This window comes from Saccharopolyspora antiqui (genome assembly GCF_052246905.1).
Lineage (GTDB): Bacteria > Actinomycetota > Actinomycetes > Mycobacteriales > Pseudonocardiaceae > Saccharopolyspora.
In genome coordinates this window covers 155,375-180,178 of record NZ_JBQQBO010000013.1, presented here as the reverse complement: position 1 = coordinate 180,178, position 24,804 = coordinate 155,375, and the positions used below count along the sequence as shown (strand labels likewise).

Below are 24,804 nucleotides of genomic sequence, written 5' to 3'. Positions count from 1 at the left end.
GCGTCACAGGTACTGGCCGCCGCTGCGCGGTTGGCTGCTCTCGGCTTCGCCGGTGCTGCCCATCGGCAGGCCGCGACGCATCTGCTCCAGTTGTGCGCGGGCCGCCATCTGCTGGGCGAACAGCGCCGTCTGCAGGCCGTGGAACAGGCCCTCCAGCCAGCCGACCAGCTGGGCTTGGGCGATCCGCAGCTCCGACTCGGACGGCGTCGCGTCCTGGGCGAACGGCAGCGACAGCCGCTCCAGCTCCTCGATGAGCTCCGGCGCCAGGCCCTGTTCCAGTTCGCGGATCGAGGACTGGTGGATCTCCTTGAGGCGGCTGCGGCTGGCCTCGTCCAGCGGTGCCGCCCGGACCTCCTCAAGCAGCTGCTTGATCATGGTGCCGATGCGCATCACCTTGGCGGGCTGCTCGACCAGGTCGTTGATGTCCTCGCCGCGCTCCTCGGCATTCCCGGAGGCCCCGATCGGCTTGCCGTCCTCGCCGACCACGAAGACCTGCGGCCTGCCCTCGCTCTGATCGTGGTTCATATCTCCATCCTGGCGGGTCATTCGATCTTGTGGGTCGATTTGCGTAGCTGGTCACCTAGCGGAACTTCAGGCGCCCCGCGGTTGGGATCCCCGACATCATGCACGTCCAACGCACCACCTCGGTTCGGTCCTCCCGAGGAGACTTCCGCACACCCACCTCACGCGGCGGGAAGACGGCTTCGCCGCTGGCCTGACGCCACGGTGCGGTGGAGCACCCGGTGCCGATCCGCGTACCGGGGTCCTACGGCAGCGGGGACTCAATTCTCCCGAGCACTCCGCTGGGTGCGTCAGTGCTGACCCGCGGTGCCGAGTGATGCGATATCGACCACCCGGCAGCGAGATCGAGACGCCTCCTCCGTACGGTGTCACCATGGCGTTCGACGTCGCGGCGGTTCGCGGGCTCTTCCCCGCGCTCGGCGACGGGTGGGTGCACCTGGACGCTCCGGCGGGCATGCAGGTTCCTGAACAAGTGGCGACCGCGGCGTCCACTGCGCTGCGGGCCCCGGTATCCGGTCCGGGTGGGATCTTCCCCGCGTCGCAGCGCGCCGAGGCGATCGTGGATGCCGCCCGTCGCGCTATCGCCGACCTGGTGGGTGCCAATCCGGCCGGGGTCGTCCTCGGCCCGAACTCGGCCGTGCTGCTGCAACGGCTCGCCGACGCGCTCGGCGACGGCTGGATGATCGGGGACGACGTGGTCGTCTCCCGGCTCGACCACCCCGCCAACGTCGCGCCGTGGCAGCGGGTGGCGCAGCGTTCCGGCGGCACGGTGCGCTGGGCCGAGGTCGACATCGAGACCTGTGAGCTGCCCACCTGGCAGTACCAGGAGCTGGTCACCCCGCGGACGAAGGTCGTCGCGATCACCGCCGCGTCCGGCGCGGTCGGCACCCGACCAGATGTGCGCCCGGCGGCCGAAGCCGCGGCCGAGCACGGTGCCTTGTGCGTGGTGGACGCCGCGGCCGCGGCGCCGTTCGTGCCGTTGGACATCACCGCGATGGGCGCGGACGTGGTGGCGGTGAACGCCTCGGCGTGGGGTGGCCCGCCGGTGGGTGCGCTGGTGTTCCGGAACCCGGCGATGCTCGACCAGTTGCCGTCGGTGGCGTTGGAGTCCGGCGCGCGCGGCCCGGAGCGCTTGGAGCTCGGCCCGCATGCCAACCCGCTGCTGGCCGGGCTGGTGGCCTCGGTGGACTACCTGGCGGGGCTGGACGATTCGGCGGTCGGGCCGCGCCGCGAGCGGCTGCTGACCTCGCTGGGTTCGGTGAAGTCGTACCAGGCGGGGCTGCTGGCGAACCTGACCAACGGGCTGCGGCGGCTGCGGCACGTGATGGTGATCGGCGATGCCATGCGCCGGGTCCCGTCGATGGCGTTCACCATCAACGGCGTCAAAGCGGTGGACGCGGTCGAGCACCTCGCCGAACGCGGGGTGTGCGCCTTCGCGGATCCCGGCACCCACGGAGTGTTCGCGGTACTCGGCGTCGGCGAAGTCGGCGGCGCAGTCCGCGTCGGCCTAGCCCACTACACAAACGCCTCCGAAGTGGACCAACTAATCCGAGCAGTCGCCGACCTCAACTAACCGCGCCCCGATCGAGTGGTGAGTGAAGGGCACCTTTGACCGAGTAAGTTGGTCAAAGGTGCCCTTCACCCGGGGTTTTTGCACCCGATCGGGTTGGGTCAGCGGACCAGGAGGATCTTTCCCCGGACGTCGCCTGCTTCGAGCATCGCGTGCGCTCGGGCCGCTTCCGGCAGCGGCACCCGGTCGTGCACCAGCGTCCGAACCTTTCCGGACTCGACCAGCGGCCAGAGGTCCTGTCGCGTGGCGGCCACGACGGCCGCCTTGCCGTTCGGGCCCTCCACCGGCCGACCGCGCAGCCCGAGCACCGAAATCCGCAGCCGCTTGACCAGCATCTTGCCCATGTCCAGCTCGGCCTTGCGGCCGCCCTGCATGCCGATGACGGCCAGGTGCCCGTCGGCGGCCAGCGCGGAGAGGTTGCGGTCCAAATAGGACGCGCCCATGTTGTCCAGGACGACGTCCGCCCCGCCGAGCTTCTTGACGATCGCGACGAAGTCCTCGTCCCGGTAGTTGACGACCGGATCCGCACCCAGCTCGGCGCACAGCTGCCGACTCGCCGCCGACCCGGCGGTCGCCACCACCCGCGCCCCGAGCGCCTTGCCGACCTGGATCGCGCAGGTGCCGATGCCACCGGCACCACCGTGCACCAGCAGCAACTGTCCACTCCGGAGCCCGGCTTCGAGCACCACGTTGGACCACACGGTGCAGCCGACCTCGGGGATTCCCGCCGCTTCGACCAGGTCCACCCCGGCAGGTTTGGGCAGCACCTGCGCGGCAGGCACGACGACCCGTTCGGCGTAGCCGCCACCGGCGAGCAGCGCGCACACCTCGTCGCCGACCTGCCAATCCGCCACGCCCGCACCGATTTCGGCGATGGTGCCGGAGCATTCCAACCCGAGGATCTCGCTGGCGCCCTTCGGCGGCGGGTAGTTGCCCTCCCGTTGGCTGAGGTCAGCGCGGTTCACCGCGCTGGCGGCGACGTCGATGAGCACCTCGCCCGGACCTGGCCGCGGGTCGGGGTGTTCGGTCCATTCCAGCACGTCCGGTTCGCCCGGCTCGCGGATCGAGATCGCGTACATGACGTCGACGGTAGTCAGCTCGGTGGCCTCCGCTGTCGCGGCGGTGCGAAAACCCGTGCCGAGTCGGACAATACGGGAAATATGGGAAAGAATTCCTGCTTCTTAACTCTTCCCGGTACGGACTTGACTTCGCTGAGTGATCCTCTCAAGGCTAGCCAACAAAGAATCCACCCGAAGCGGGGAGCACGATGAGTTTGCGAACCATCACACCCAGGCGCTCGGCGGCGGTTCTCGTCGCGACCTGCGCGGCCGCGTTGTGCACCGTCACCCCGGCCACCGCAGCGCCAGCCGATCTGGGTTCTCAGATCAACGGAAACGCCGTCAACCGTCACCTGATCGCGTTGCAGCGGATCGCCGACCAGAACGACGGGAACCGCGCATCCGGGCTGCCGGGCTACGAGGCGAGCGTCGACTACGTCGTCGGCAAGCTCCGCGGCGCGGGTTTCGACGTCACCACACCGGAATTCACCTACCAGGCTTACTACCTCGACTCGTTCAGCCTGGCGGTGGCCGGTCAGCCGACCGAAGGCGATGTCCTGGAGTACTCCCCGGCCACCCCGCAGGGCGGCATCACCGCACCGCTGGCGGTCGCCCCGGTCGACGACACCCCGGGTTGCGAGGCCACCGACTACGACGGCACCGACATCACCGGTGCTGTCGTGCTGGTGCAGCGCGGGTCGTGCACCTTCGCCGACAAGCAGCGGGTGGCGGCCGACCTCGGCGCGGCGGGCGCGATCATCTACAACAACGTGGACGGTCCGCTCAACGGCACGCTCGGCGACCCCGAGGCGGCGCGGATTCCCAGCGCCGGGGTCACCAAGCAGGTCGGCGAGGCGCTGGCCGGACAGCCGGGCGCCGAGGTGAAGCTGGACATCCAGGCCCGTCTGGAAACCGTCACCACCCGCAACGTCGTCGCGCAGACCCGCACCGGCCGCACCGACAACGTCGTGATGGCGGGCGCGCACCTGGACAGCGTGCCGGAAGGCGCCGGTATCAACGACAACGGCACCGGCAGCGCGGGCCTGCTGGAGACTGCGCTGCGGCTGGGCGGCAACCCGGCGGTCAACAACGCGGTGCGCTTCGCCTTCTGGGGCGCGGAGGAATCCGGCCTGGTCGGGTCGACGAAGTACGTGCAGAGCCTGACCTTCGAGCAGCAGCTCGACATCGCCCTGTACCTGAACTTCGACATGATCGGCTCGCCGAACGCGGGCTACTTCGCCTACGACGGCGACGACTCCGACGGTGTCGGCTCCGGGCCGGGCCCGCAGGGTTCGGCGCAGATCGAGCAGGACCTCGTCGCCGCGATGGCCGGTCAGGGCGTTGCGGTCGAGGGCGACGACTTCGACGGCCGCTCGGACTACGGCGAGTTCATCGCGGTCGGAATCCCCTCGGGCGGGCTGAACACCGGTGCCGAGGTCGTCAAGACCGACGAGCAGGCCGCCAAGTGGGGCGGTACCGCTGGCATCGCCTTCGACCCGAACTACCACACGGTGAACGACAACCTGGCCAATGTGGACCGCGTCGCCCTGGAGCGGAACGCGAAGGCCCTGGCGGCTGTCATCGAGGGCTACTCGCGGAGCACCGAAGGGGTGAACGGGATGCTGACCCGCGCGGAGCGCGCGCAGCTGCGTCCCGCCCAGGGCGCCGTGATGGCGCAGCGCCTCGACGCTGCCTCCGCCAACCACAACCGCAGCTGATTTCCGAGGTGAAGGGCACCTTTCACCAAGTTACTTGGCGAAAGGTGCCCTTCACCCCTGGCTGAACGTGAGGAGATGTTGTGAAGCGTGCTGGTGTGGTCGTTGCGGCGGTGGCTTCCGCGGTGGTGGTGTCCGCTGCGGCGCCGGTTGCGGCACCGACCGCGGCTGCGGTCGCGGTCGAGTCGGTTCGCTTCGCGACGTTCAACGCGTCGCTCAACCGGCCCACCGAGGGCGAACTGCTCTCGGACCTGTCCACTCCGGACGATCCGCAGGCGCGCAAGGTGGCCGAGATCGTGCAGCGGGTGCGCCCCGAGGTCCTGCTGCTCAACGAGTTCGACTACGTCGAGGGCGGCGCGGCGGTCGACGCGTTCCGCGCCAACTACCTGGCGCACGGCCAAAGCGGCGCCGACCCGATCGACTACCCCTACGCCTACACCGCCCCGGTGAACACCGGCGTGCCGTCCGGGATGGACTTGGACAACAACGGAACCATCGGCGGCGGGAACGACGCCTACGGCTTCGGTGAGTTCCCCGGCCAGTACGGCATGGTGGTGCTGTCGAAGTACCCGATCGGCGAAACCCGCACTTTCCAGCTGCTGCGCTGGGCCGACCTGCCGGGCGCGCGACTGCCGGACGATCCGGCGACGCCGCAACCCGCCGACTGGTACTCGCCGGTTGAGCTGCGCGCCCTGCGGTTGTCGTCGAAGTCGCACTGGGACGTGCCGATCGACGTCGGCGGACGCACCGTGCACTTCCTGACCTCGCATCCGACACCGCCGACCTTCGACGGCCCCGAAGACCGCAACGGCCTGCGCAACCAGGACGAAATCCGCTTCTGGGCGGACTACGTCACGCCGGGCCGCGGCGGCTACATCTACGACGACGCGGGCACTCCAGGCGGCCTCGCGCCGGGCGCCCGGTTCGTGATCGCCGGTGATCAGAACTCCGATCCGCTCGACGGCGACAGCACCGGTGCCCGCCAGATCCTGCACGCACCCCGCGTTCTCGACCCGCTGCCCGGTAGCGCCGGAGCGGTCGAGGCGAGCGGGGCGCAGGGCGGCGCCAACGAGAACCAGCGCGGCATCCCGTATTTCGACACCGCCGACTTCAACGACGAAGCGCCCGGCAACATCCGCGTCGACTACGTCCTGCCGTCGGCGCCGCTGATCCCGCTGCGCGCGGGTGTCTTCTGGCCGACCTCGAACGACGAACTCGCTCGCCTCAACGACACCTCGGACCACCACCTCGTCTGGACCGACCTGCTGGTTTGACCTGCGGCGGGTCGGGTTCCGGCCGTCCGCGCGATCGGCGCGGGGGAGTACCTTCGACGGGGCGGCGCGGGTTGTGGAGAGGTGCGGGCAGTGGTCGAGGTCCTGCTGGTGACAGGTAGCACGCGGCATGGTTCGACGAACACCGCCGCACTGCGAACGGCTCGGGAGGTCGCGCCGGACGGCGTGGCGGCCCTGCTCTACGAGGCGCTGGCCGAACTTCCCGCGTTCAACCCCGATCAGGACACCGACCCGCTGCCCGCGCCCGTTGCGGACCTGCGCGGCCAGTTGGCCTCGGCGGATGCGGTGCTGTTCTGCACGCCTGAGTTCGCGGGCACCCTGCCGGGCAGCTTCAAGAACCTGCTCGACTGGACCGTCGGCGGCTCGGCGATTTACCGCAAGCCGGTCGCCTGGATCAACGTCGCCGCACAGGGGCGTGGCGAAGGCGCGGCCGACACCCTCGCCACGGTCCTGACCTACCTGGGCACCGACATCATCAGGTCGGCGTGCGTCCGGCTGACCGTCGCGCGCGATGCCGTCGGCCCGGACGGGACCATCGCGGACCCGCAGATCCGCGCGGCGCTGGCAGAAGTCCTCCGCACGATCACGAACCACGTCGGGTCGTGAATGGGTAGCCGGGTCGGCGCCCGGCTACCCATTCACGGCGTCAGCTCGACTGGTCTGTCAGATCCGTTAGGCCCTCAGCTCCATTGGGCAACGGGTTCCGTGCTGCCCAGCGGCTGGTACTTCAGCACGAGCCCGCTCGCGTCGGCGGGAACGTCGAAGAAGACCTTCCCGCTGCCGGAGTCGCCCCTGGTCAGCAGGGTGGCGAACAGCACGCCGTCAAGGTCGGTGCCGTTGGGTGCGGCGTTGGGGTACTCGGTGCCAGCGGCGTCCACCAGCATGAAGTCCACCGCGGTGACGGCCCCACCGGTGCCGCCGACGAGCTTCGCCTCGACGTCGACGACGACGTACTTGCCTTCCACCGGGGGCACCGCGAATTCGGTGAGGTCCTGCAACGGGCTGGCGGTGATGGCGAACTGGCCACCGTCGTGCGAGGCCCCGGCGGGCGCACCGAACTTGACGTCGCTCGCCAGTTCTTCGGCGGCTGGTTCCGCGTTCTGCTGGGCCGCGGAGTCGGACTGCTGCCCGGAATCGGCGGCTTCGCTGGAACCTCCGGCGCCACAACCGACCAGACCCATCAGCAGCAGCGCGGCGAGCGGCGCGATCAACTTCTTCAATTTTCCTCATTAGGTCATGCGAAAACGAACAAAAAGCATCGTGCCACCGGCTGGGGAATCGGGGCAATGAAGATCGAAAACCAATCTTTGCGCCATTTGAAATGAACTCCGGAACATCGAATTAATGGAGAAGAACGCCGCGACAACGGGTCGGCGGAAAGTGCTGCGACCGGAAACGCTGCCCCTCGGTCGCGCTACTCCGAGAGGTGGGTAGCCGCCGTCGCCACGACGAGCGCGAGCACGGCGACGTCGGCAAGAAGCAGGTGAGCAGGGTCGTGCACCCTGAACCGCGAAGCGGTGGCGCCGAGCATCAGCAGAGCCAGGCCGCTCAGCGCGAGCAGGCCGAGAAGGGGGATCTTGGTTCCGAGTAGGACGCCAATACCGCCAGCGGATTCCAGCAGTCCCACCGCGCGCCAGGTTCCGGGCGCCATGCCGAAGTGGTCGCGGACGGCCAGGCTTTGCCGGAGGCCGATCACCTTGACCCCGCCCGTGACGACGAACAGCGCGCCGACGACGACTGACAACACGACCGCTACCACGCTCACGTGCGCACCCCGGTGAATTCGACGCTAGGGATCAACGCACCGATGATCAGCCATGGCGGTCAGCCGCAGAGCCAACTGTGCTCAGAACCACTGCACCGTCCCCACGAACCGTGCGGAGCCGCACGATCATCCATCGGTTTATGAGGGCATCGAATCGGTGGCGGAGCAAGGGTCTCGGAATTCCTAGCGGCATTTCATGCCGGATTGGCCCAATTTGCCAGTTCCAGGTCCGCAGGCTTGGAACGGCGAGTAGCGTGCTCGTCGAGCACCTCGATCCACCCTGGTAAGCCCCGACTCGATCGGAGCAGGCCGGATGCCTCGTGAGCCGCATGTCCAGGACGTCTCGTCCGAATCCGCCGTACCGCCTCCTCCGGGCGCCGAGCCGCCGCTGCGGGTGCGTCCGGCCCCGCGCCCGTTCTACCTGCGCAGGAAGTTCCTGCGGCTGTTCGTCCCCACCGCGCTGGTCGCCGTCGTCGGACTGGTGTCGCTGCTGCTCTCGGGCACGGCGACGGCACCGTTCGAACGCGTGCTGGTCCTTGAGGGGAAGATGGGCTCGAAAGAGGATTTCTTCAACGACCCCGAGGTCCAGAAGACCCTGCTGCGCCACCACATCCGTGTGCACGTGACCTCCATGGGCTCGCGCGACGTGGTCGTCAGCGGTCTGGACACCTTCGACTTCGTCTTCCCCTCGGGGCAGCCCGCCTCCGACCTGATTCGGGCGATGCGCCAGACCGACCAGGAAACCCGGTTCCACCGCTCGGTGTTCGTCAGCCCGCTGGTGCTGGCCACTTGGCGGGACTACGCCGAAACCCTGGTGGACGCCGGAGTGGCGACCGCGCAGCTCGACCCGGGTTCCGGCGAGCCGTACTACTACCGCCTGAACATGGCGAAGTTCGTGCAGTTGATGCGGGAGGGGAGGACCTGGAACCAGCTGGGGATCGAGAACCACGGCACCAGCAACCGAAACCTGGTGTTGGCGGGCACCTCCGACGTCTGCACCTCCAACGGTGCCGGGACCTACCTCGGCCTGGTCGCCTTCACCGACCTCGGCTGGCCGGTGGCAAACGAGGCGGAGGCCAGGGCGGTGGCCGACAGGATCGAGCCGCTGCTGCGGGCCCAGGGCATGGCCCTGCGGTCGCCGGTGCAGATCTACGCCGCGCCGGAGGGGCGCAAGATCTCGCCGGTCATCGTCCTCTACGAGCACCAGTACCTGAAGCTGCAACTGGACGCCCGGAACCGCAGCGGATCCCTCGATCGCGACCGCGTGCTGCTCTACCCCGACACCGGATTCGTCACCGAGCCGGGTTTCATCTCCCTCACCCCGGAGGGAAGACGGCTGGGCTACCTGCTGGAGACCGACCCCGGCCTCCAGCGGCGCGCCACCGAACTCGGGTTCCGGGTGGTCGGTATCGGACGCGACTACACGAGCCAGGACATGGTCGAGTACCTCGGCGAGCACGGCGTCCCCGTGCCGCCCGGGGGCGCCGACACCAGGGCCCAGCTCCCCGACGTGCGCCTGCTGGAGACCATGATCACCCAGATCGGCCGGTGCCCGCCGGTGATCCCGCGATGACGGCCCGCTTGCTCACCGCGCTGGTAGCGCTCGTCGTGCTGGCCGGGTGCACCGCCACCCCGGCCGAGACGGTGCGGCTGCGAGTGCTCGCCAGCGCCGAACTGGCTGACATGGCCCCGCTGCTGGCCGAGCTGCGCGCCGAGACCGGTATCGAGCTGGAACTCGACCCGCGCGGCACCGTCGACGCCACCGAGTCCCTGACCCCCGGCCAGTACCGCCATGACCTCGCCTGGTTGTCCTCGGACCGGCACTTCCAGCTCAAGCTGCGCGAGTCCGGTTACGCCGGGCCCAAGCCGCTGAGCACCAGCACCATGATGTCGCCGGTGGTCCTCGGCCTGACCCGGCAGGCGGCCGAGCAGCTCGGCTCGGCGCCATCGTGGGCCGACATCGCCGACCGGGCCGCCGCTGGCGAGTTGCGCTTCGCCATGGGCGATCCGGCCAGTACCGGCAGCGGCTTGGCGGCGTTGGTCGGGGTGGCGACCGCGGCCGCGGGCACCGGGCGTGCCCTGCGGACCGAGGACGTGGCCTGCGACCGGCTGAGCGGATTCCGGGTCGGGCACCGGCTCAGCGCCGACAACTCCCGCGATCTGGTCGCCGAGTACCTCGCTCATCAGTCGGAGCTGGACGGGTTGGTGACGTACGAGTCGACCCTGATGACCCTCAACGACAGCGGCAGGGTCGCCGAGCCGCTGCGGATCGTGTACCCGGCGGACGGGATCGTGCAGGCCGATTACCCGCTGCTGCTGCTGGACCCGAGCAAACGCGCCGCCTACGACCGGGTGGTCGAGTGGCTGCGCAGCGCTCCCGTGCAGCAGCGCATCATGGACCGCACCGCGCGCAGGCCGGTGAACCCGGAGGTGCCGCGCAGTCCCCGGCTCAGCGCCGAGCCTGCCAACTCCCTGTACTTCCCCGACGAGTACCAGGTGATCGACACCCTGCTCGCCAACTACCGGACCGGGCCGCGGCAGGTGATCTTCGCCCTGGATTTCTCCGGATCGATGCGGGGAGCGCGGATGGCGGCCCTGCGCACCGCCTTCGCCGACCTCACCGGGGCCGGAGAGGCCGGGTTCTCCCGTTTCCACCAAGGCGAGCGGCTCACCGTGATCCGCTTCGGTGGCCGGGTGATCGACCAGCGGGAATTCACCATCGGTGGCCCCGCCGACCTCGCCGCCGTGCGCGACTTCGTCGGCGTGGAGGCCTACGACACCAGCACGGCGGTCTGGTCCGCTGTTGATCACGCCTACGACCTGGCGGCCCAGCTCGGCCCCGGCGAAGTATCGGTGGTCGTCATGACCGACGGACTCAGCAACACCGGGATCACCGAGTCGGAACTCCTGGCGCGGGTTCGCGCCACCCGGACGCCGCTGTTCGCCGTCCGGTTCGGCGAAGCCGACCCGGCCGCTTCCGCTGGTTCGGGTTGTCCGTCGAGGCGCCGCCCGTCAGCGCAGGCGCCGAGCACGGGACGAACAAGGAGACCTTCCGCAGCTACGTGGAGGAGGCGAAGCCCACCAGCGTCATCGGGGTGGTGGTGTCGGCGCTGCAACGCGAGGGCGACGTCCTCGACGTCGATCTGCGTCGCCGCGAAGTCACCGGTGGTCGTGCCCTGATCAAGGCGCTCACCCTGGACGTGGACGACCCCGCACCCGCCGCAGTGCATCTCGGCACCCTCGACACCTTCGTCTCGGTGCGCGCCTTGTTCCGGGTGGTCGAGCGCACCGAGGACACGACCGTCCTGGAGGCCCGTTACGGCGAGGGCACCGTCCCACCCGAGCCCGCCACCCCGCGAGTCCTGCTCACCTGCGCCACCTCGGGGTTGCGCGGTCACGCGGTTCCCGAGGGCACGTTCCCGGCCCGATGCCTGGCACGCGTTGAACGCTGGGAAGCCGCCAGGCAGGTGCTCATCCTGTACCCCATCGCGATCTTCCGCTGACGCCCGGCGCAGCCCAGCGAACAGCCACGACCCACGAGTTCCCGCCTGCCACGACATCTTTCGCCGGTGGCGGAAAACCGTTACGTGGCAACGAATTCACGGTGGCTGCGCGATGACCGGCAGTCTCCCGGTCATCGAAGCAGGGGAGTCGAACCCGCGGTCGGTCGCTTTCAAGGTCTGCGATCGTCTTTCAAGATCGACGCCCTGGTGATCGGACTGTCACGAACGTTCCTGAACGCGGAAGATCGGCGCACCAGAACTTTCTCGGCGCGAGGTGTCGAATTCGACAGCTCCCGTTCGATGCACTGATGACAGCACGTCAGACCAACCAAGGAGCAACCAATGCGCACCCTGATCGCCACCGTGTTCGTCTCGCTCGACGGCGTCGTCGAGGCGCCCGGCGGAGAACCGGGCTACCGCAACTCGGGCTGGACCTTCAAGGGCATCGAGTTCGACGAGGCCGCCTACGAGATCAAGGGTCGCGAGCAGGACGAGGCCGCAGCGATGATGCTGGGCCGGGTCAGCTACCAGGCGTTCTCGCCGGTGTGGCCGAACATGACCGCGGAGTTCCCCGGCTACAACGCGATGCCGAAGTACGTCGTGTCGACCACGCTGCAGGAGCAGGACCTGGTGTCCAACTGGGGCGAGATCAACATCCTCCGTTCACTGGACGACGTCGCCGCACTCAAGGAGACCGAGGGCGGGCCGATCAGCATCCACGGCAGCGCCACCCTGAACCGCAACCTGTCCGATGCCCACCTGATCGACCGCTACCACCTGCTGGTCTTCCCGGTCCTGCTCGGCGCGGGCAAGCGGCTGTTCAGCGACACCGACAAGGACAAGCAGAACCTCGAACTCGTCGAGAGCGAGTCCTACACCAACGGAATCCAGAAGCTGGTCTACAACGTCGTCCGCTGACCAACCCCGCCGGGGTCGGCCCTGTTCGAAGGCCGACCCCACCGCCACCTGCGGCCCGGTCAGGTCTCCCAGCAGCTTCGGCACGCACTGGTGAAGTGGCGGGAATCGAACGCGCGCGTGACGTACTGCTCCGAGCCGGGCATGCTCGCCTCGCTGGCCAGCACGACGCCACGACGTGGTTGATACTCCGACTGAGAGACAGAAAGTCCCAGTCCACAAGCCCTCTATGTAGTCGTACGTCGCCTGGCGAGCTACGGGAGACCGCGACCCGGATCGACAGCGCAGTCCAGGTCGCCAGCAGCGAGTTGATGCTCCTCGCCAGCCGTCCGGTGTCGACGACCAAGGGCCTCGCCGGTTGTGCTCGCGTTCATCCGAGCTTTCGACTGGAGGTGACGACACAATGGCACTCTCCCAGCAACCGCCACGTTTCGACGGCATACGTGCCTTGTACGTCAACTGCACGCTCAAGCGCTCACCAGAGTTGAGCAACACGCAGGGCCTGATCGACCGTAGCGCCGCGATCATGCATGACCGGGGTGTGGAAGTGGGTCAATTCCGAGCCGTCGACCACGATATCGCCACCGGCGTCTGGCCCGACATGACCGAACACGGTTGGGCCAGTGACGAGTGGCCGCAGCTGTTCCACCGCGTGCTGGACGCCGACATCCTCGTCCTGGCCGGACCGATCTGGTTGGGAGACAACAGCTCCGTGCTCAAACGCGTCGTCGAACGACTCTACGGCTGCTCGCACCTGCTCAACGATTCCGGCCAGTACGCCTACTACGGGCGCACCGCAGGGTGTCTGTTCACCGGCAACGAGGATGGCGTCAAGCATTGTGCGATGAACGTGCTCTACAGCCTGCAACACCTGGGCTACACCGTTGCGCCGCAGGCTGATGCGGGGTGGATCGGTGAAGCGGGACCCGGACCCAGCTACCTCGACGAAGGCTCGGGTGGCCCGGACAACGACTTCACCAACCGCAACACCACGTTCATGACCTACAACCTCATGCACATCGCCGCCCTGCTCCGGAATGCTGGCGGCGTGCCCGCCTACGGCAACCAGCGCTCCGAGTGGACGGCAGGCTGTCATTTCGGATTCGACAACCCCGACTACCGCTGAGGGTGTACGGCCCAAAGGGGGTCCATGATGAATGGACAGAACACGGACCTGGCAACGATGGTCACCGGACTTGGTTGCGCGTCCATTGTGGATGCCATGGGGCGTACCCACCAACACCGTACCCACCAACACCGTGCCCACCTCCTCGGCCTCGTCAGCCCCAGCCCGCAGCGCCCGATGTTCGGCCCCGCCGTGACGATCGCTTACCTGCCCTACCGCGACGACTTCACCGACAGCAACGCCGCAGGATTTGCTGGCTGGTTCTACCGAGCGGTGGGGGATGCACCGGCGGGGTTGGTACTCGTGCTCTCCAGCGGCGGTTACCCGGACGCCTCCCACGGAGGTGGCACCAAAATGTCCCGTCTGCACAACCACGGGCTTGCGGGGTTGCTCTGCGACGGCCGACTCCGCGATTTCGACGAACTGGCCCGCTACCGCTTCGCAACCTGGTGCATCGGCGAAGCCACCCGAGCAGGTGTTGACACCGTGACGCCATGCGCGGCGAACATCCCCGTGGAAGTCCGCGGCGTGTGCATCACGCCCGGCGATTACATCTACGCTGATCGCGCTGGCGCGGTCGTCATCCCGGCGCAGAGCGTGCGAGAGGTCCTGGCCGAAGCCCACCGAGTTGAATCCGAAGACGCGGCCTTCCTGCCGCATATCCGCGACGAAGACCCGGTAGCACTGCGGGAAGGACGGCGAACCAGCAGCGAACGCTAACGTGAACAGCCCGGGCAGCGAACTCGGCAGCAGCCCAGGCTTCATGGCGCCACGCGAGCGGTCTTGTCGGATCGCCTCCGGCTGCGGGTCGTAGACCATCAACCGAACCCGACACGCCCCGCCCTCAGCAGGGCCTCGCTCGGCCTGCTGAGGGCGGTCCGCTGCTGCCAAGAGATGCCGACCTGCACCACGACAACAGCTCGCAAGTCATGCGGTCGTGTGCACTGGTGTTGAGCTTCCGAGGCAGCGGTCAGCGGGGCGGGTGCGAAGCGCCCCGTGGGCTCGCGTCCGGAATCTCGGTGCGGGCGGTTTACAGCCCCAGTCCGGGGGCGATCTCGCGCAGCGCGGGCAGCGGGTCCTCGGCGCGATCGTCGCCGAGGACCTGGATCACCACGTGATCGGCGCCCGCGTCAAGATGCCGCCGCACGTGTGCGGCGATCGCCTCGGCGTCGCCGATCGCGACCATGTGCTCGGCCAGCTTGTCCGAGCCGCCGATGACCACGTCGGACTCGTCGAAGCCTTGCCGCAGCCAGGACTTCTGGTAGTTCGGCAGCTGCGAGTACATGTGCAGGTGCTGGTGCGCTCGGCGCAGCCCGGTCTCCCGGTCGGTGGTCAGCGCCACCGCTTGCTCGCTGACCACCCACTTGTCCGGCCCGAGCAGTTCCCGGGTGCGGGCGGTCTGCTCCGGGGTGACCAGGTAGGGGTGCGCGCCGTCGCCGGCGGTACCGGACAGCTCGATCATCTTCGGCCCGAGCGCGGCCAGCAGCCGGGCCGGTCGCTGCGCACCGGGCTCGATCTGCTCCGGCATCTCGTCCATGCGGCGCAGGTATTCGCGCATGGTGGCCAACGGCTTGGCGTAGGTGCCTGCGTTGTTCTCCACCAGTGGGGCGTGGCTGACGCCGAGGCCGAGCACGAACCGCCCGGGGTACAGCGCGCTGAGCGTGCGGGAGCCGGATTCGGCGGCGCTGGCGTCCCGGGAGTGGATGTTTGCGATGCCGGTGCCGACCACGAGCCGCTCCGTGGCGCCCAGCAGCGCGCTGGCTTGGGTTAGCGACTCCTTGCCGAACGCCTCGCCGTAGAACAGCGAGCCGTAGCCGAGTTCCTCGATCTCGCGGGCGCGGGCGCGCACGTCGTGGATCGACCAGCTGTCGCTGGACCACCACACGCCGATGCTTGAGCTGAAATTGATCTGAGCCATGTCGCCGATGCTATCCGCGCAGCTGGACGTTGGCGCTCGTCAGTCCATGTCAGTGACGCACAGCAGCAGCAACGCCTCGCGCCTCTCGACCTTGAGGGCGCGACCTCCGGCGTACCTGAGCCCGGCGACGCGATCAGGCTGATTCGCACGATGCTAGCGACGGGGGTGTGGGTTTGAGTTCCCTTGGTTGTCGCTGGTGCAGATCCGATGACCAGCAGTGTCGGTGAAGCAATGCTCGTCGGGCCCCTGCTGCGGGGCCAGCAGCGCTGCCGTGGCAGGAGCTTGACCCGTCGCCAGCGGGCCTCCCAGAGCAGGAGCGGAGACTCCGAACAGGAGCGGCAGCACCAAGGCGAGGCCAACCAACCCGCGTAAAACGATGCGCATCACTGCTCCTTCGCACAGATGCTTGGTGCGATCCCGCAAAAAGCGCCACGAAGAATCACGAACAGTGACGCTTCAAACGAGAAACGAAGACATTCCCAGAATAGGTTCGCCGGAGAGCCAGAAGAGAGGACTATTTCCTCTGTCGCATGGCCGGTGTCCATGCGAAAGGCTGCCCGATCTCAAGATCTGCGTTGCACCGTTCGACATTGATCGCGTGGCGTTTCCGGTGCGCCGTGAACGCCCACGATCGGATTCGCGCGGCAAGTCAGAACGGAGCAGACTGACGACACGACACGGGTCTACCCGACATGTTCAGCCTCGCCGGAGCCCACGAGGCGTTCATCGAAGACGGGCAACTGGCCCAGCCCGATCTACAGCAACGCCTGGCCGATACCGTCTCGGCCTTCGTCCATCTCGTGGAAACCGACGTGCGGTACGTCTGCCTGCGGCGACGCTGGTACGAGTTCCCGGCCGAATACACGGAGGCGCCGGTCACCCATCGGGCCGAGGGCTGAACGGCCTGATTCGACCGCCGACTACGACCGGAAAGCGTTGCGGAATCGAGGAATCGTCCCGGCTTCGACCTCGGCAAAGTCAGACCCGCACTTGTACCGGGCGTCACGGCTGTCCGCCGGGCAGGCCGTTGGAGCCGCTGTAGTTGGAGCCGCTGTAGTTGGAGCCGGAGTGGTCGGGGCTGCCGGTGCCCCCGTGGGAGCCCGAGTGGGCCGCCTGCAGTGCCCCCACCGAGTCGATCGTGGCAGCCGAAGCGACACCACCGATTCCCAGCGCGAGCGACGCGGCCAGGGCCAATCCGACGACTGCTCGTGAACTCGTACGCATAGGACCATTCCTCTGTCTTGGTAGTGGAAATGACACCACCGAGAATGGCCCGCAGAGCGCACGTTCCGCTTCGACGCCAGCAACCAGTTGCGCCTACCGCGGGCTGCAGTTCCCGGATACCGGCTAGCTGCAACTGGCCTGGTCGGAGAAGCCCACTAAGCGGCTGCTGCTCGGCCGGTCGACATGGTCATCCGTAGCGGCGGCGTGTACGGCAACGGCAGGTCGTGTTTTCCAGCCGTTCCTTGGGGAATGGAAATAACGGCTACGTGGTGTGGATCTTCGGTGGCCGTGTTGACGTCGCGGTTAGGGGCCGACGACGTCGCCGCCACCGTTACCACCTTCGCCACCCTCACCGTAGCCGTGACCTCCCCGGCCGCTACCGCCGAGACCACCGTGGCCACCAGGCGAGCCTGACCCGCCATCGCCGCCGTCGCCACCGTCACCCCCGCCGGTGCCACCACCTGTGGCGCCGCCGTCGCCACCGTCACCACCATTGATTTCGAAGTCGCCCCATAGTCCGTCAACGAGCGACGACAACACCGTTAATGCAGTGCGTGCGGGCAAGAACTCCACGTGTTGGTCATTGAGCTCCGTTAAGCTCAACGGCTGATTCGAGTCGAACACTTGATCATCCTTTGCCGATCGGGCCCGGAATCGCCGAGGAGATCGATGCCCAAACAAGGTCGGAAGCCCCAGATCCCCATTCCAACACCCACGATTAGTTGGCATCAGCACGGAGCGTATGCCCGCTCGGGATCCAACGCAGCCCCAAAAGTGTCCACAAACAGACCCTTCTTCGTGAAGAACTAACAGGGAGTCGCGGTGTCGGGCTCGACTAGGGCCGCTAGCGCACGGTGCCTCGGGCGACGCCGTAGAGCTCGGCTTCGCTTGGCAGCAGGAGCCCGGCAACAGCTCGCCCGACTCGATATCGGCGGCGATGTCATCGGAAACCTGCCACCACACGGTCACCAGACCGTCGTAGTCGATGCGGCCGGAACGATCCTGGCACCCAGTCTGAATACCCAGCGACCTGTACGGATGAGCGGAAGAGGGGGGATTCGAACCCCCGGTCGCTCTCGCGACGCTCGCTTTCAAGGTCTGCGTAGGCGTGTTTAGGCCAGTTCGCAGTGTCCGTTCTGCCTCGTCGCACGGTGCTGCCGGACCACGCTGAACACTCGCGAACGAGGGCGAATGAGACCGGAGACCGTGTCAACGCATGTCCGAATACATGGGTGTTGCTCGGCCTGCTGGCCTGAGCACTGTTCATCATCTCGTTGTTCATTGCGCCCAGCCCGCGTGGTCGCCGATGGACTTCCTTACCGTCACGGTCAAGGCACGCCGGTCACTGCGAAGCACCGCGTCCGGTTGAGGTTCCGCTGCGGACGTTCCTTCCGCTTGCCGAGTTTCCCTCCCGGCAGCCGATGAGTCTGTGGTCTCCGTAGCGTCTATACATACGAAACTCCTTTGTGCTCGCGAAACGAGAGGAACGAAAGCATGAGTGCATCCCGTCGCATCGTCGCCTGGGCCGGTGTGTCCCTCGACGGCCACACCAGCGGACCAGGCGGCCCGGATCACGACACCTGGCTGCACGAAGCCGCGATGCATCCGCAGACTGCCGAGTACTTCGAAGGGATCTGGCGCGGCGCCGACACGATCCTGCTCGGGCGCACCAACTACGAGGGCTTCTATTCCGTGTGGCCTGGCATTACCCGCGACGAGAGTACCGACTCGCGGACGCGCGAGCTGGGCCGTTGGCTCGACGCCACCGAGAAGATAGTGGTCTCGCGCACCTTGACCGAGGCACCGTGGGAAAACTCGCGTATCGCTCGCGACCTCGCCACCGAGGTCAAGACGCTGCGCGAAGGGCCGGGCCGTGACGTGTTGGTGTCCAACAGTGCCAGCGTCATCGGCGAACTGCTGCGTCTGGACCTCATCGATGACCTGCGTCTGTTTGTGGTCCCCGTGCTGGTCGGCGGCGGGCTACGCCTGTTCCCCGATGGCGTAGACGCCCGCTTCACAACGGCTGGCGTCACCGCACTGGCGAACGGCGTAATCGGCCTGCACTTCACCCGTCCCTGACCATCGACGGGATTACCGCGAGCGTGCGCGATGCGGCATAGCCGCAGCCGTCGCTAATGAGCGGGCCGGTTCGTCCGTAAGCGGGATCCCCTTGCGGACGAACCGGCCCGCCGATGACGAATCAGGGCAGGCCCCGTTCCGAGCTTCGAACACCCGAGTAGTTGACAAGCAGATTGGGATTCCCCTCCGGCGGAGACGGGAGCAAAGTTGGAACACAGGTTCGATTGATCGCCAGTTCGTGGGATGCCTATTTCTACGCCGCCAAGCACATTCGCAAGCATATTGGTGCACACAAGCTCTCGTCCCGTCTCCTGCCTGATCATTTGGAGACGATGTACCGCAAGATGCAGGAGGCGGGCGCGTCGGCCGCTACTGCGCACCAGGTGCACCGAACTATCCGGGCGGCGTTGAACGAGGCGGTCAAGCGCGGTTATCTCGCCAAGAACCCGGCTTTGATCGCCAAGGCTCCGAAGGTGGAGGAGAAGGAGGTCGAGCCGTTCGCGCGGGATGAGATCGCCAAGCTGTTTGGCGTCGCGCTGGAGAGCCGCAATGCGTGCCGTTGGATCATCGCTATCTCGCTGGGCATGCGTCAGGGCGAAACGCTTGGACTGCGGTGGTCTGACATCGACTTCGACGAGGGCACGATCAAGGTCAACATTCAGCGACCCCGGCCGAAGTGGGCGCACGGTTGCGGCGACACCTGCGGGCGCAAGCATGGCGGCCACTGCCCGCAGCGCGTGAACCTCCGGAAGGAGACGAAGAAGCCGAAGTCCCGCGCGGGTGAGCGGCCTATCGGACTGCCGCAACCGTTGCTTGACCAGCTCAAGATCCACGCTGCTGAACAGGCGACGGAACGGGAGCGGGCGGGCGGTCTCTGGCAGGACGGCGACTGGCTGTTCACCAACGAGGTTGGTCAGCCGCTCAACCACCGGACCGACCTCAAGCACTGGAAGGATCTACTGGCCGCAGCTGGGGTGCGGGACGCCAGACTCCACGATGTTCGGCACACTGCTGCGACGGTGTTGCTGGAACTCGGGGTGACCCAACGAGCCGCCGAGCACGTGATGGGGTGGTCCAACCCGTCGATGGCGAAGCGCTACCAACACGTGAACGGAAAGGTACTCGGCATGGTGGCCGACAAGGTCGGGGAGAGCCTGTGGGAGAAGCCGAAGAAGTCACGTCGGAAGCGCCGGAAGAAGGCCAACTGAGACCAGAAATGAGACCACTCTGAAAAAGGCCCGGCGGGGGAGATCTCCGCCGGGCACTGTTCTTGCTGGTCGCAGCTGCGGAAGCGGGGGGATTCGAACCCCCGGTCGGTTTCCCGACGCTCGCTTTCAAGGCGAGTGCATTCGGCCGCTCTGCCACGCTTCCCCGCAGCAGCGTAGCCAACCGGCCGAGATCTGCGTGCGGCCGGTCGGGTCAGTCCAGGCCGCGCAAGCGGGTCGTCAGCCGCTCGAAGATCCTGGTGAGCACCTTCAGCTCATCCGGTTCCAGTTGGTCGATCATGTGCTCCCGGACGCCCGCGACGTGGGTTGGCGCGGCTTCCTGGAGTTTCGCCAGTCCTTGCTCGGTGAGCACCGCCAGCACGCCGCGGCCGTCGCTGGGGCAATCGATGCGGCGCACCAGTTCGGCCGCTTCCAGGCGGCGGATCTGGTGCGAGATGCGGCTCTTGGAGTGCGCGATCTCGTTGGCGAGTTCGCTCATCCGCATCTGTTGTTGGGGCTGTTCGGACAGGCGGACCAGGATTTCGTAGTCCGCCATCGAGAGGCCGTGGGCGAGTTGCAGTTCGCGGTTGAGCCGGTACTCCAGCAGCGCGCTGCCGACGATGTAGGCGCGCCAGGACACCATCTCGCAGTCGCCCAGCCACTTGGTCCGCTGCGCGGTCACCTCGGTCACTCAGTCAGGTTACCGGGAGGGTCCCGATCTTGCGGCACTTCGTGCCATCGCGAAAAAATAATTTGTCGCCTAACCATTCCCAGTGGGTATTGTTGGCCTGTGCCCGGCTTCCTGGAACAAGACCCGCAGCGGATGCCGTTGAGCCGACTGGTCGGGTTGGCCGGTCGGCGGCTGTCGCACCACTGGGAGCAGGCCGTGGCGCGAAGTACCGATTTGAGCCAGACGGCGATGATCGCGCTCACCGCGGTCGACGAGCAGGACGGCCGAACCCACCGCGAGGTCGCCCAGCGCTGCTGGGTGCGCCCGGCGACGCTGACTCCGGTCATCGATGCCCTGGAGTCCGACGGGCTGCTCACCAGGCAGCGCGACACGGTCGACCGGCGCGTCGTCCGGCTGTGCATCACCCCGGCGGGGCGGGAGGCGCTGAACACTGCGTGGCAGGGGGTGCGCGCGGAATTCAGGCGGATCGAACCGGACACCAGTCCCGAGCAGGAGGCCCTGGTCCGGCAGTACCTGCTCGCGCTCCTGAGCGGACTGAACGAGAAAGAAGGCGGATGTGGCCAAAGCGGTTGAAGTGACCGACCTGGTCAAGCGGTATCCCAAGAGCAGCAAGAACGCGGTGGACGGGCTCAGCTTCGAGGTGGCCGCCGGGGAGATCTTCGGGCTGCTCGGCCCGAACGGCGCAGGCAAGACCACCACCGTCGGCATCCTGACCACCAGGGTGCTGCTGACCAGCGGATCGGCCCGCGTCGCCGGGGTCGACGTGGCCGCCGATCCGGTCGCGGCCCGCAGCAAGGTGGCCGTCGTGCCGCAGCGGGTGAACCTGGACCGCTCGTTGAACGCGCGGCAGAACCTGATCTGGCACGCGGCGTACCACGGTGTCGGGCGCAGCGAGCGGCAGCGGCTCGCCGACGAGCTGCTGGATCGGATGGGCTTGGCGGACAAGGCGAAAGCCCGCGTCGACGACCTATCCGGCGGGCAGTCGCAGCGGTTGATGATCGCCCGCGCCCTGATCCACCGGCCCGAGGTGCTGTTCCTGGACGAGCCGTCCACCGGGCTCGACCCGCAGGCCCGGCTGTTCGTTCACGACCGGATCAACGACCTGCGCGCCGAGGGCGTGACCATCGTGCTCACCACGCACGACATGGACGAGGCGGAGAAGCTGTCCGACCGGGTCGGCGTCGTCGACCACGGCAAGCTGCTGACCCTGGACACCCCGGAGGCGCTGATCAAGTCGCTGCCGGGTAGCGGCACGGTGGACGCCACGCTGCGGCCCAACGGCTACGACCCCGGCAAGGTCACCGAGTTGCTGTCCAATGTGGACGGTGTCCAGCGGGTCGAGCAGATCGGGTCCGGCACCACGCCGGACGGGGACGCGGAGCTGCGCCTGCGGCTGTACGTGGGCGAGGAGCCCGCCGCGTTGCTCGGGCCGGTCGCGCAAACCCTGCACGAGCAGCGGGTTTCGGTCAGCGACCTGTCGCTGGGCTCGGCGACGCTGGAAGACGTCTTCATCGACTTGACCGGAAGGGAACTGCGATGAGTCCTGTCCGCGCGTTCACCGCGGTGCTGGGCCGCGACGTCTTCGTGACGGGACGGGAGTTGCCCAGCTTCCTGGCGCAGGTGTTGGTGCAGCCGGTTGCGCTGCTGTTCATCTTCGGCAAGGTGCTCAGCGAACTCGGCTACGCCCAGCCCGGTTATGCGCAGATCCTGCTGCCCGGCATGATCGCGCTCAACGCGTTCCTGGTGTCGTTGCAGAACACCTCCTTCCCGCTGGTGCTGGACTTCTCGTTCTCCCGGGAGATCGAGGACCGGCTGCTGGCGCCGCTGCCGATCAGTTGGGTCGCGGTGGAGAAGATGCTCTTCGGCGCGCTGCGGGGGCTGTTCGCGGCGGTGCTGATGGTGCCGCTGGGGATGTGGATGCTCGGCGAGATCAACTGGAATCTCGGCGGCCTGGCCTTCGCCCTGCTGTGCATGGTGCTGGGCTCGCTGTCCGGTGCGGCCGTCGGGCTGACGGTGGGTGCGGCGGTGCCGCCGCGCCGCATCAACATCATGTTCGCGGTGATCCTTGCGCCGCTGATGTTCACCGGTGCGACCCAGTTCCCGTGGGCGCAGCTGGAACACCTCCGGTGGTTCCAGGTGCTGTGCGCGATCAACCCGCTGACCTACGTCAGCGAAGGCATGCGCGGTGCCCTGCTCCCGGACGTTCCGCACATGCCGGCCTGGATCTGCGTGCTGGCGCTGCTGATCGCCACGGTGGTCTTCGGTTACCTGGGCATCAGGTTCTTCCTGCGCCGAGCCCTGGACTGATCGGGTTTCGCGGGTGCGGAATGCGGGTTGGCGCCCGTTTTCCGCGCCCGCGATCGGATCTGCCCGTTTGCACATCCGAAGTTCAGTCGAAGTACCCGTTAGGACATTTGTCTGTTCTGATTGTTCCGTCCGGATGCTTGTGGCAGGGTGACCGCCGTTGGACTAGACCTAAATTCTCTTTTTGTGTGAGGAAAGTTGAAAAGGCTCATTGCGCCGTTAGCCGCGGCGTTGTTGATCGGATTAGCAGGCTGCGGAGCCGCGAGCTCGGACGCTTCCGGTAGCGGGGACTCCGCCTCCACGGAGGGCAGCAGCCAGGGCAGCACCCAATCCGAAGAATCCACCGGTCCGCAGAGCGTTGCTTTCGGGCAGCCGATCAAGTTCTCGCCGGATGACGAATCCGAACTGCAGGTGACCGTCGGCGCACCCGCCGACTTCGACGCCGCGCAGGCGGAATTCCCGCCCGAAAAGGGCAAGTTCATCGTGATCGAAGGTCAGGCGTCGCTGCTGTCGGGCATCGCCGGCAACATCAGCGAGGACGAGTTCACCCTGGTCGACTCGCAGGGCAACCGGTACGAACCGGCCATCGTCACGATGGACATCTCGGGGGCGTTCATCCACCTGCTGACCGCCAACGGTGAGGTCGCCACCGGCAAGATCTACTACGACGTGCCGGCGGACGCCACCGGGTTCACCGTGGAGTACCAGCCGACCGACTCCAACAGCCAGCCGCTGGGCCTCGTCGCCACCTGGAAGTGAGGTCGCGCGCCCTCTGACAGGCCGGGTCTTCCGAGTCGCCCCTCGACGCGGAAGACCCGGCCTTTTGTCGCTCAACAGACTTAAAAACCTCACACGATCGAGTGATCGGCTTCCGGTAACAATCCATAGTCGACAGTAGCGCTGATCTGTTTGTACTGATCAGGCGGCAATTCGCGGGATCGTGCTCCGGTTGGTCTGCGTCGGTGTTCGCCCGGGGACGGGTTAGCGTCCCGGCGGCACTTGATCTCGCAGATCAGGCTGCCCGCCGCAGGTGCTTCCCGGCCATCGCCGGACGCTGCCGACAACAGGTATGCCAACGGGCCAGGAGCCGATCATGAGACCTCGCGCAACTGTTACCAGACAAGTTGATTCCGCCGAACGCCGAGTCCGGGCGACGGTCGCCGCGCTCGCGGCGCTGTGCCTCGCGCTCACCGGCTGTGCGGGTGCGCCGACGTTCGAGCCGGCGTACGCGATGGCCCGTGCCGACCTCGGCATGCACGCATCGGCCACCACCTTCGCCAACTTCCCCTCGGCACCGCTGGATCCGGCGCCGAGCGCGGAAACCGATGGCGTCGTCCTGCACGTCAAGCAGGACATCGCCGTGCACCAAACACCCGACGGTCCGGTTTTCGCCCGCCTCCCCGCCACCCAGTTGGAAAACCCCACCTGGGTGCCGGTCATCGCGGAACGTGGGCCGTGGGCCCAGGTGCTGCTCCCGTCCGGCCCCAACGGCGCCACCGGCTGGGTGCGCTCCGACGACCGGGTAGACCGCGCCCGATCGCCCTACGTCGTGGACGTCGACATCGACGCGCGGCGGCTCGCGGTGCGCAACAACGGTGCGGTGATCGGGGAATGGATCGTCGGGGTCGGTTCGCCGGACTCGCCGACACCGCGTGGTCGCACCTTCATCATGGCCGCGATCGAGGAGACCGTGACCCGGTTCAGCCCGATCATCCTGCCGCTGGGCGCGCACTCGGAAACCTTCAACACCTACGGCGGCGGTCCCGGCACGGTCGCGCTGCACGGCTGGCCCGACCCCGCGGTGTTCGGGCAGGCGAGCAGCGACGGCTGTGTTCGGGTGCCCGACGACGCACTGCGGCTGCTGACCACCCTGCCGCTAGGCACCCTCGTCCACCTGCGGTGACGGCCGCGGCTGGA

The 24,804-nt window shown here is 67.4% G+C and carries 26 protein-coding genes and 1 tRNA gene; 19 read left to right on the top strand and 8 right to left on the bottom strand.

Going from position 1 to position 24,804, the window contains the following annotated elements; translation table 11 throughout:
- Positions 1-3 precede the first annotated feature (3 nt).
- A complete protein-coding gene (locus ACTWQN_RS21490) occupies positions 4-525 on the bottom strand; it encodes a bacterial proteasome activator family protein (RefSeq protein WP_443205314.1) in 522 nt (173 codons plus the stop codon).
- Between the two features lie 370 nt (positions 526-895).
- Between ACTWQN_RS21490 and ACTWQN_RS21485 the strand changes: the two genes are divergently transcribed.
- Entirely contained in the window at positions 896-2,095 is a 1,200-nt protein-coding gene (locus ACTWQN_RS21485) for a cysteine desulfurase-like protein (protein ID WP_443205313.1), read from the top strand.
- A 98-nt stretch (positions 2,096-2,193) separates the two neighbouring features.
- On the opposite strand, the gene ACTWQN_RS21480 is transcribed toward ACTWQN_RS21485, so the two are convergent.
- Positions 2,194-3,171 carry an NAD(P)H-quinone oxidoreductase gene (locus ACTWQN_RS21480; RefSeq protein ID WP_443205312.1) on the bottom strand — a complete coding sequence of 326 codons (978 nt, stop codon included), beginning with the start codon at positions 3,169-3,171 and terminating at the stop codon, positions 2,194-2,196.
- A gap of 188 nt (positions 3,172-3,359) precedes the next feature.
- Here ACTWQN_RS21480 and ACTWQN_RS21475 point away from each other — a divergent pair, with 188 nt between their 5' ends.
- The 3 genes from ACTWQN_RS21475 to ACTWQN_RS21465 all read left to right on the top strand — a co-directional run bounded on the left by ACTWQN_RS21475 (position 3,360) and on the right by ACTWQN_RS21465 (position 6,763).
- Complete coding sequence (locus ACTWQN_RS21475) at positions 3,360-4,868, top strand: M28 family metallopeptidase (protein ID WP_443205311.1); 1,509 nt, start codon at positions 3,360-3,362, stop codon at positions 4,866-4,868.
- 80 nt (positions 4,869-4,948) lie between these two features.
- Positions 4,949-6,139 carry an endonuclease/exonuclease/phosphatase family protein gene (locus tag ACTWQN_RS21470; protein ID WP_443205310.1) on the top strand — a complete coding sequence of 397 codons (1,191 nt, stop codon included), beginning with the start codon at positions 4,949-4,951 and terminating at the stop codon, positions 6,137-6,139.
- 90 nt (positions 6,140-6,229) lie between these two features.
- Positions 6,230-6,763 carry an NADPH-dependent FMN reductase gene (locus ACTWQN_RS21465; RefSeq protein WP_443205309.1) on the top strand — a complete coding sequence of 178 codons (534 nt, stop codon included), beginning with the start codon at positions 6,230-6,232 and terminating at the stop codon, positions 6,761-6,763.
- Between the two features lie 74 nt (positions 6,764-6,837).
- On the opposite strand, the gene ACTWQN_RS21460 is transcribed toward ACTWQN_RS21465, so the two are convergent.
- Together ACTWQN_RS21460 and ACTWQN_RS21455 are read right to left on the bottom strand one after the other, a co-directional pair.
- Positions 6,838-7,377, bottom strand: coding sequence for a DUF4352 domain-containing protein (locus ACTWQN_RS21460; RefSeq protein ID WP_443205308.1), 540 nt, complete (start codon positions 7,375-7,377; stop codon positions 6,838-6,840).
- A 194-nt stretch (positions 7,378-7,571) separates the two neighbouring features.
- Positions 7,572-7,922: a DoxX family protein gene (locus ACTWQN_RS21455; RefSeq protein ID WP_443205307.1), complete on the bottom strand. Its 351-nt coding sequence runs from the start codon at positions 7,920-7,922 to the stop codon at positions 7,572-7,574.
- A gap of 313 nt (positions 7,923-8,235) precedes the next feature.
- Between ACTWQN_RS21455 and ACTWQN_RS21450 the strand changes: the two genes are divergently transcribed.
- The 6 genes from ACTWQN_RS21450 to ACTWQN_RS21425 all read left to right on the top strand — a co-directional run bounded on the left by ACTWQN_RS21450 (position 8,236) and on the right by ACTWQN_RS21425 (position 14,186).
- A complete protein-coding gene (locus ACTWQN_RS21450) occupies positions 8,236-9,495 on the top strand; it encodes a hypothetical protein (protein WP_443205306.1) in 1,260 nt (419 codons plus the stop codon).
- Entirely contained in the window at positions 9,492-11,102 is a 1,611-nt protein-coding gene (locus tag ACTWQN_RS21445) for a substrate-binding domain-containing protein (RefSeq protein ID WP_443205305.1), read from the top strand. The genes ACTWQN_RS21450 and ACTWQN_RS21445 overlap by 4 nt, the downstream gene beginning before the upstream one ends.
- On the top strand, positions 11,018-11,425 hold the full coding sequence (locus ACTWQN_RS21440) for a hypothetical protein (protein WP_443205304.1): 408 nt from the start codon (positions 11,018-11,020) through the stop codon (positions 11,423-11,425). Before ACTWQN_RS21445 ends, ACTWQN_RS21440 begins: the two co-directional genes overlap by 85 nt.
- 342 nt (positions 11,426-11,767) lie before the next feature.
- A complete protein-coding gene (locus ACTWQN_RS21435; RefSeq protein ID WP_443205303.1) occupies positions 11,768-12,343 on the top strand; it encodes a dihydrofolate reductase family protein in 576 nt (191 codons plus the stop codon).
- A gap of 400 nt (positions 12,344-12,743) precedes the next feature.
- On the top strand, positions 12,744-13,466 hold the full coding sequence (locus ACTWQN_RS21430; protein ID WP_443205302.1) for a flavodoxin family protein: 723 nt from the start codon (positions 12,744-12,746) through the stop codon (positions 13,464-13,466).
- A gap of 24 nt (positions 13,467-13,490) precedes the next feature.
- Entirely contained in the window at positions 13,491-14,186 is a 696-nt protein-coding gene (locus ACTWQN_RS21425; protein ID WP_443205301.1) for an RraA family protein, read from the top strand.
- A 310-nt stretch (positions 14,187-14,496) separates the two neighbouring features.
- Here ACTWQN_RS21425 and ACTWQN_RS21420 read toward each other — a convergent pair whose 3' ends face one another.
- A complete protein-coding gene (locus ACTWQN_RS21420; RefSeq protein ID WP_443205300.1) occupies positions 14,497-15,384 on the bottom strand; it encodes an LLM class F420-dependent oxidoreductase in 888 nt (295 codons plus the stop codon).
- A gap of 692 nt (positions 15,385-16,076) precedes the next feature.
- Here ACTWQN_RS21420 and ACTWQN_RS21415 point away from each other — a divergent pair.
- Positions 16,077-16,283 (top strand): hypothetical protein, encoded by a 207-nt coding sequence (locus tag ACTWQN_RS21415; RefSeq protein ID WP_443205299.1) that lies wholly within the window; start codon positions 16,077-16,079, stop codon positions 16,281-16,283.
- A 103-nt stretch (positions 16,284-16,386) separates the two neighbouring features.
- Here the strand turns inward: ACTWQN_RS21415 and ACTWQN_RS21410 are convergent, their stop codons facing one another.
- Entirely contained in the window at positions 16,387-16,608 is a 222-nt protein-coding gene (locus ACTWQN_RS21410) for a hypothetical protein (RefSeq protein ID WP_443205298.1), read from the bottom strand.
- Positions 16,609-16,890: 282 nt separating this feature from the next.
- Here ACTWQN_RS21410 and ACTWQN_RS21405 point away from each other — a divergent pair, with 282 nt between their 5' ends.
- From ACTWQN_RS21405 to ACTWQN_RS21395, 3 genes are all read left to right on the top strand, one after another.
- The gene (locus ACTWQN_RS21405) at positions 16,891-17,022 is read left to right on the top strand and encodes a hypothetical protein (RefSeq protein WP_443205297.1); all 132 of its coding nucleotides are present in this window, start codon (positions 16,891-16,893) and stop codon (positions 17,020-17,022) included.
- Positions 17,023-18,102: 1,080 nt separating this feature from the next.
- On the top strand, positions 18,103-18,687 hold the full coding sequence (locus ACTWQN_RS21400) for a dihydrofolate reductase family protein (protein WP_443205296.1): 585 nt from the start codon (positions 18,103-18,105) through the stop codon (positions 18,685-18,687).
- A 224-nt stretch (positions 18,688-18,911) separates the two neighbouring features.
- Entirely contained in the window at positions 18,912-19,895 is a 984-nt protein-coding gene (locus ACTWQN_RS21395; RefSeq protein WP_443205295.1) for a tyrosine-type recombinase/integrase, read from the top strand.
- Between the two features lie 78 nt (positions 19,896-19,973).
- Here ACTWQN_RS21395 and ACTWQN_RS21390 read toward each other — a convergent pair.
- A tRNA-Ser gene (locus ACTWQN_RS21390) sits at positions 19,974-20,058 on the bottom strand.
- Between the two features lie 48 nt (positions 20,059-20,106).
- A complete protein-coding gene (locus ACTWQN_RS21385) occupies positions 20,107-20,583 on the bottom strand; it encodes a MarR family winged helix-turn-helix transcriptional regulator (protein WP_443205294.1) in 477 nt (158 codons plus the stop codon).
- Positions 20,584-20,682: 99 nt separating this feature from the next.
- Here ACTWQN_RS21385 and ACTWQN_RS21380 point away from each other — a divergent pair, with 99 nt between their 5' ends.
- From ACTWQN_RS21380 to ldt-CoaP, 5 genes are all read left to right on the top strand, one after another.
- Positions 20,683-21,156, top strand: a complete 474-nt coding sequence (locus tag ACTWQN_RS21380; RefSeq protein WP_443205293.1) for a MarR family winged helix-turn-helix transcriptional regulator — start codon at positions 20,683-20,685, stop codon at positions 21,154-21,156.
- On the top strand, positions 21,140-22,123 hold the full coding sequence (locus ACTWQN_RS21375) for an ABC transporter ATP-binding protein (RefSeq protein ID WP_443205292.1): 984 nt from the start codon (positions 21,140-21,142) through the stop codon (positions 22,121-22,123). The genes ACTWQN_RS21380 and ACTWQN_RS21375 overlap by 17 nt, the downstream gene beginning before the upstream one ends.
- Positions 22,120-22,890, top strand: coding sequence for an ABC transporter permease (locus ACTWQN_RS21370; protein ID WP_443205291.1), 771 nt, complete (start codon positions 22,120-22,122; stop codon positions 22,888-22,890). The genes ACTWQN_RS21375 and ACTWQN_RS21370 overlap by 4 nt, the downstream gene beginning before the upstream one ends.
- A gap of 195 nt (positions 22,891-23,085) precedes the next feature.
- Entirely contained in the window at positions 23,086-23,646 is a 561-nt protein-coding gene (locus ACTWQN_RS21365; protein ID WP_443205290.1) for a DUF4352 domain-containing protein, read from the top strand.
- Positions 23,647-23,980: 334 nt separating this feature from the next.
- Positions 23,981-24,790 carry a L,D-transpeptidase gene (ldt-CoaP, locus tag ACTWQN_RS21360; RefSeq protein ID WP_443205289.1) on the top strand — a complete coding sequence of 270 codons (810 nt, stop codon included), beginning with the start codon at positions 23,981-23,983 and terminating at the stop codon, positions 24,788-24,790.
- Positions 24,791-24,804: the final 14 nt, after the last annotated feature.

Excerpts from the sequence above, each read along its gene's own strand:
- ACTWQN_RS21435 (WP_443205303.1), top strand. The coding sequence starts at position 11,768 with ATGCGCACCCTGATCGCCACCGTGTTCGTCTCGCTCGACGGCGTCGTC.
- ACTWQN_RS21450 (WP_443205306.1), top strand. The coding sequence starts at position 8,236 with ATGCCTCGTGAGCCGCATGTCCAGGACGTCTCGTCCGAATCCGCCGTA.
- ACTWQN_RS21425 (WP_443205301.1), top strand. The coding sequence starts at position 13,491 with ATGATGAATGGACAGAACACGGACCTGGCAACGATGGTCACCGGACTT.
- ACTWQN_RS21415 (WP_443205299.1), top strand. The coding sequence starts at position 16,077 with ATGTTCAGCCTCGCCGGAGCCCACGAGGCGTTCATCGAAGACGGGCAA.
- ACTWQN_RS21480 (WP_443205312.1), bottom strand. The coding sequence starts at position 3,171 with ATGTACGCGATCTCGATCCGCGAGCCGGGCGAACCGGACGTGCTGGAA.
- ACTWQN_RS21490 (WP_443205314.1), bottom strand. The coding sequence starts at position 525 with ATGAACCACGATCAGAGCGAGGGCAGGCCGCAGGTCTTCGTGGTCGGC.
- ACTWQN_RS21370 (WP_443205291.1), top strand. The coding sequence starts at position 22,120 with ATGAGTCCTGTCCGCGCGTTCACCGCGGTGCTGGGCCGCGACGTCTTC.
- ACTWQN_RS21410 (WP_443205298.1), bottom strand. The coding sequence starts at position 16,608 with ATGCGTACGAGTTCACGAGCAGTCGTCGGATTGGCCCTGGCCGCGTCG.
- ACTWQN_RS21400 (WP_443205296.1), top strand. The coding sequence starts at position 18,103 with ATGAGTGCATCCCGTCGCATCGTCGCCTGGGCCGGTGTGTCCCTCGAC.
- ACTWQN_RS21445 (WP_443205305.1), top strand. The coding sequence starts at position 9,492 with ATGACGGCCCGCTTGCTCACCGCGCTGGTAGCGCTCGTCGTGCTGGCC.
- ldt-CoaP (WP_443205289.1), top strand. The coding sequence starts at position 23,981 with ATGAGACCTCGCGCAACTGTTACCAGACAAGTTGATTCCGCCGAACGC.
- ACTWQN_RS21420 (WP_443205300.1), bottom strand. The coding sequence starts at position 15,384 with ATGGCTCAGATCAATTTCAGCTCAAGCATCGGCGTGTGGTGGTCCAGC.
- ACTWQN_RS21485 (WP_443205313.1), top strand. The coding sequence starts at position 896 with ATGGCGTTCGACGTCGCGGCGGTTCGCGGGCTCTTCCCCGCGCTCGGC.
- ACTWQN_RS21475 (WP_443205311.1), top strand. The coding sequence starts at position 3,360 with ATGAGTTTGCGAACCATCACACCCAGGCGCTCGGCGGCGGTTCTCGTC.
- ACTWQN_RS21430 (WP_443205302.1), top strand. The coding sequence starts at position 12,744 with ATGGCACTCTCCCAGCAACCGCCACGTTTCGACGGCATACGTGCCTTG.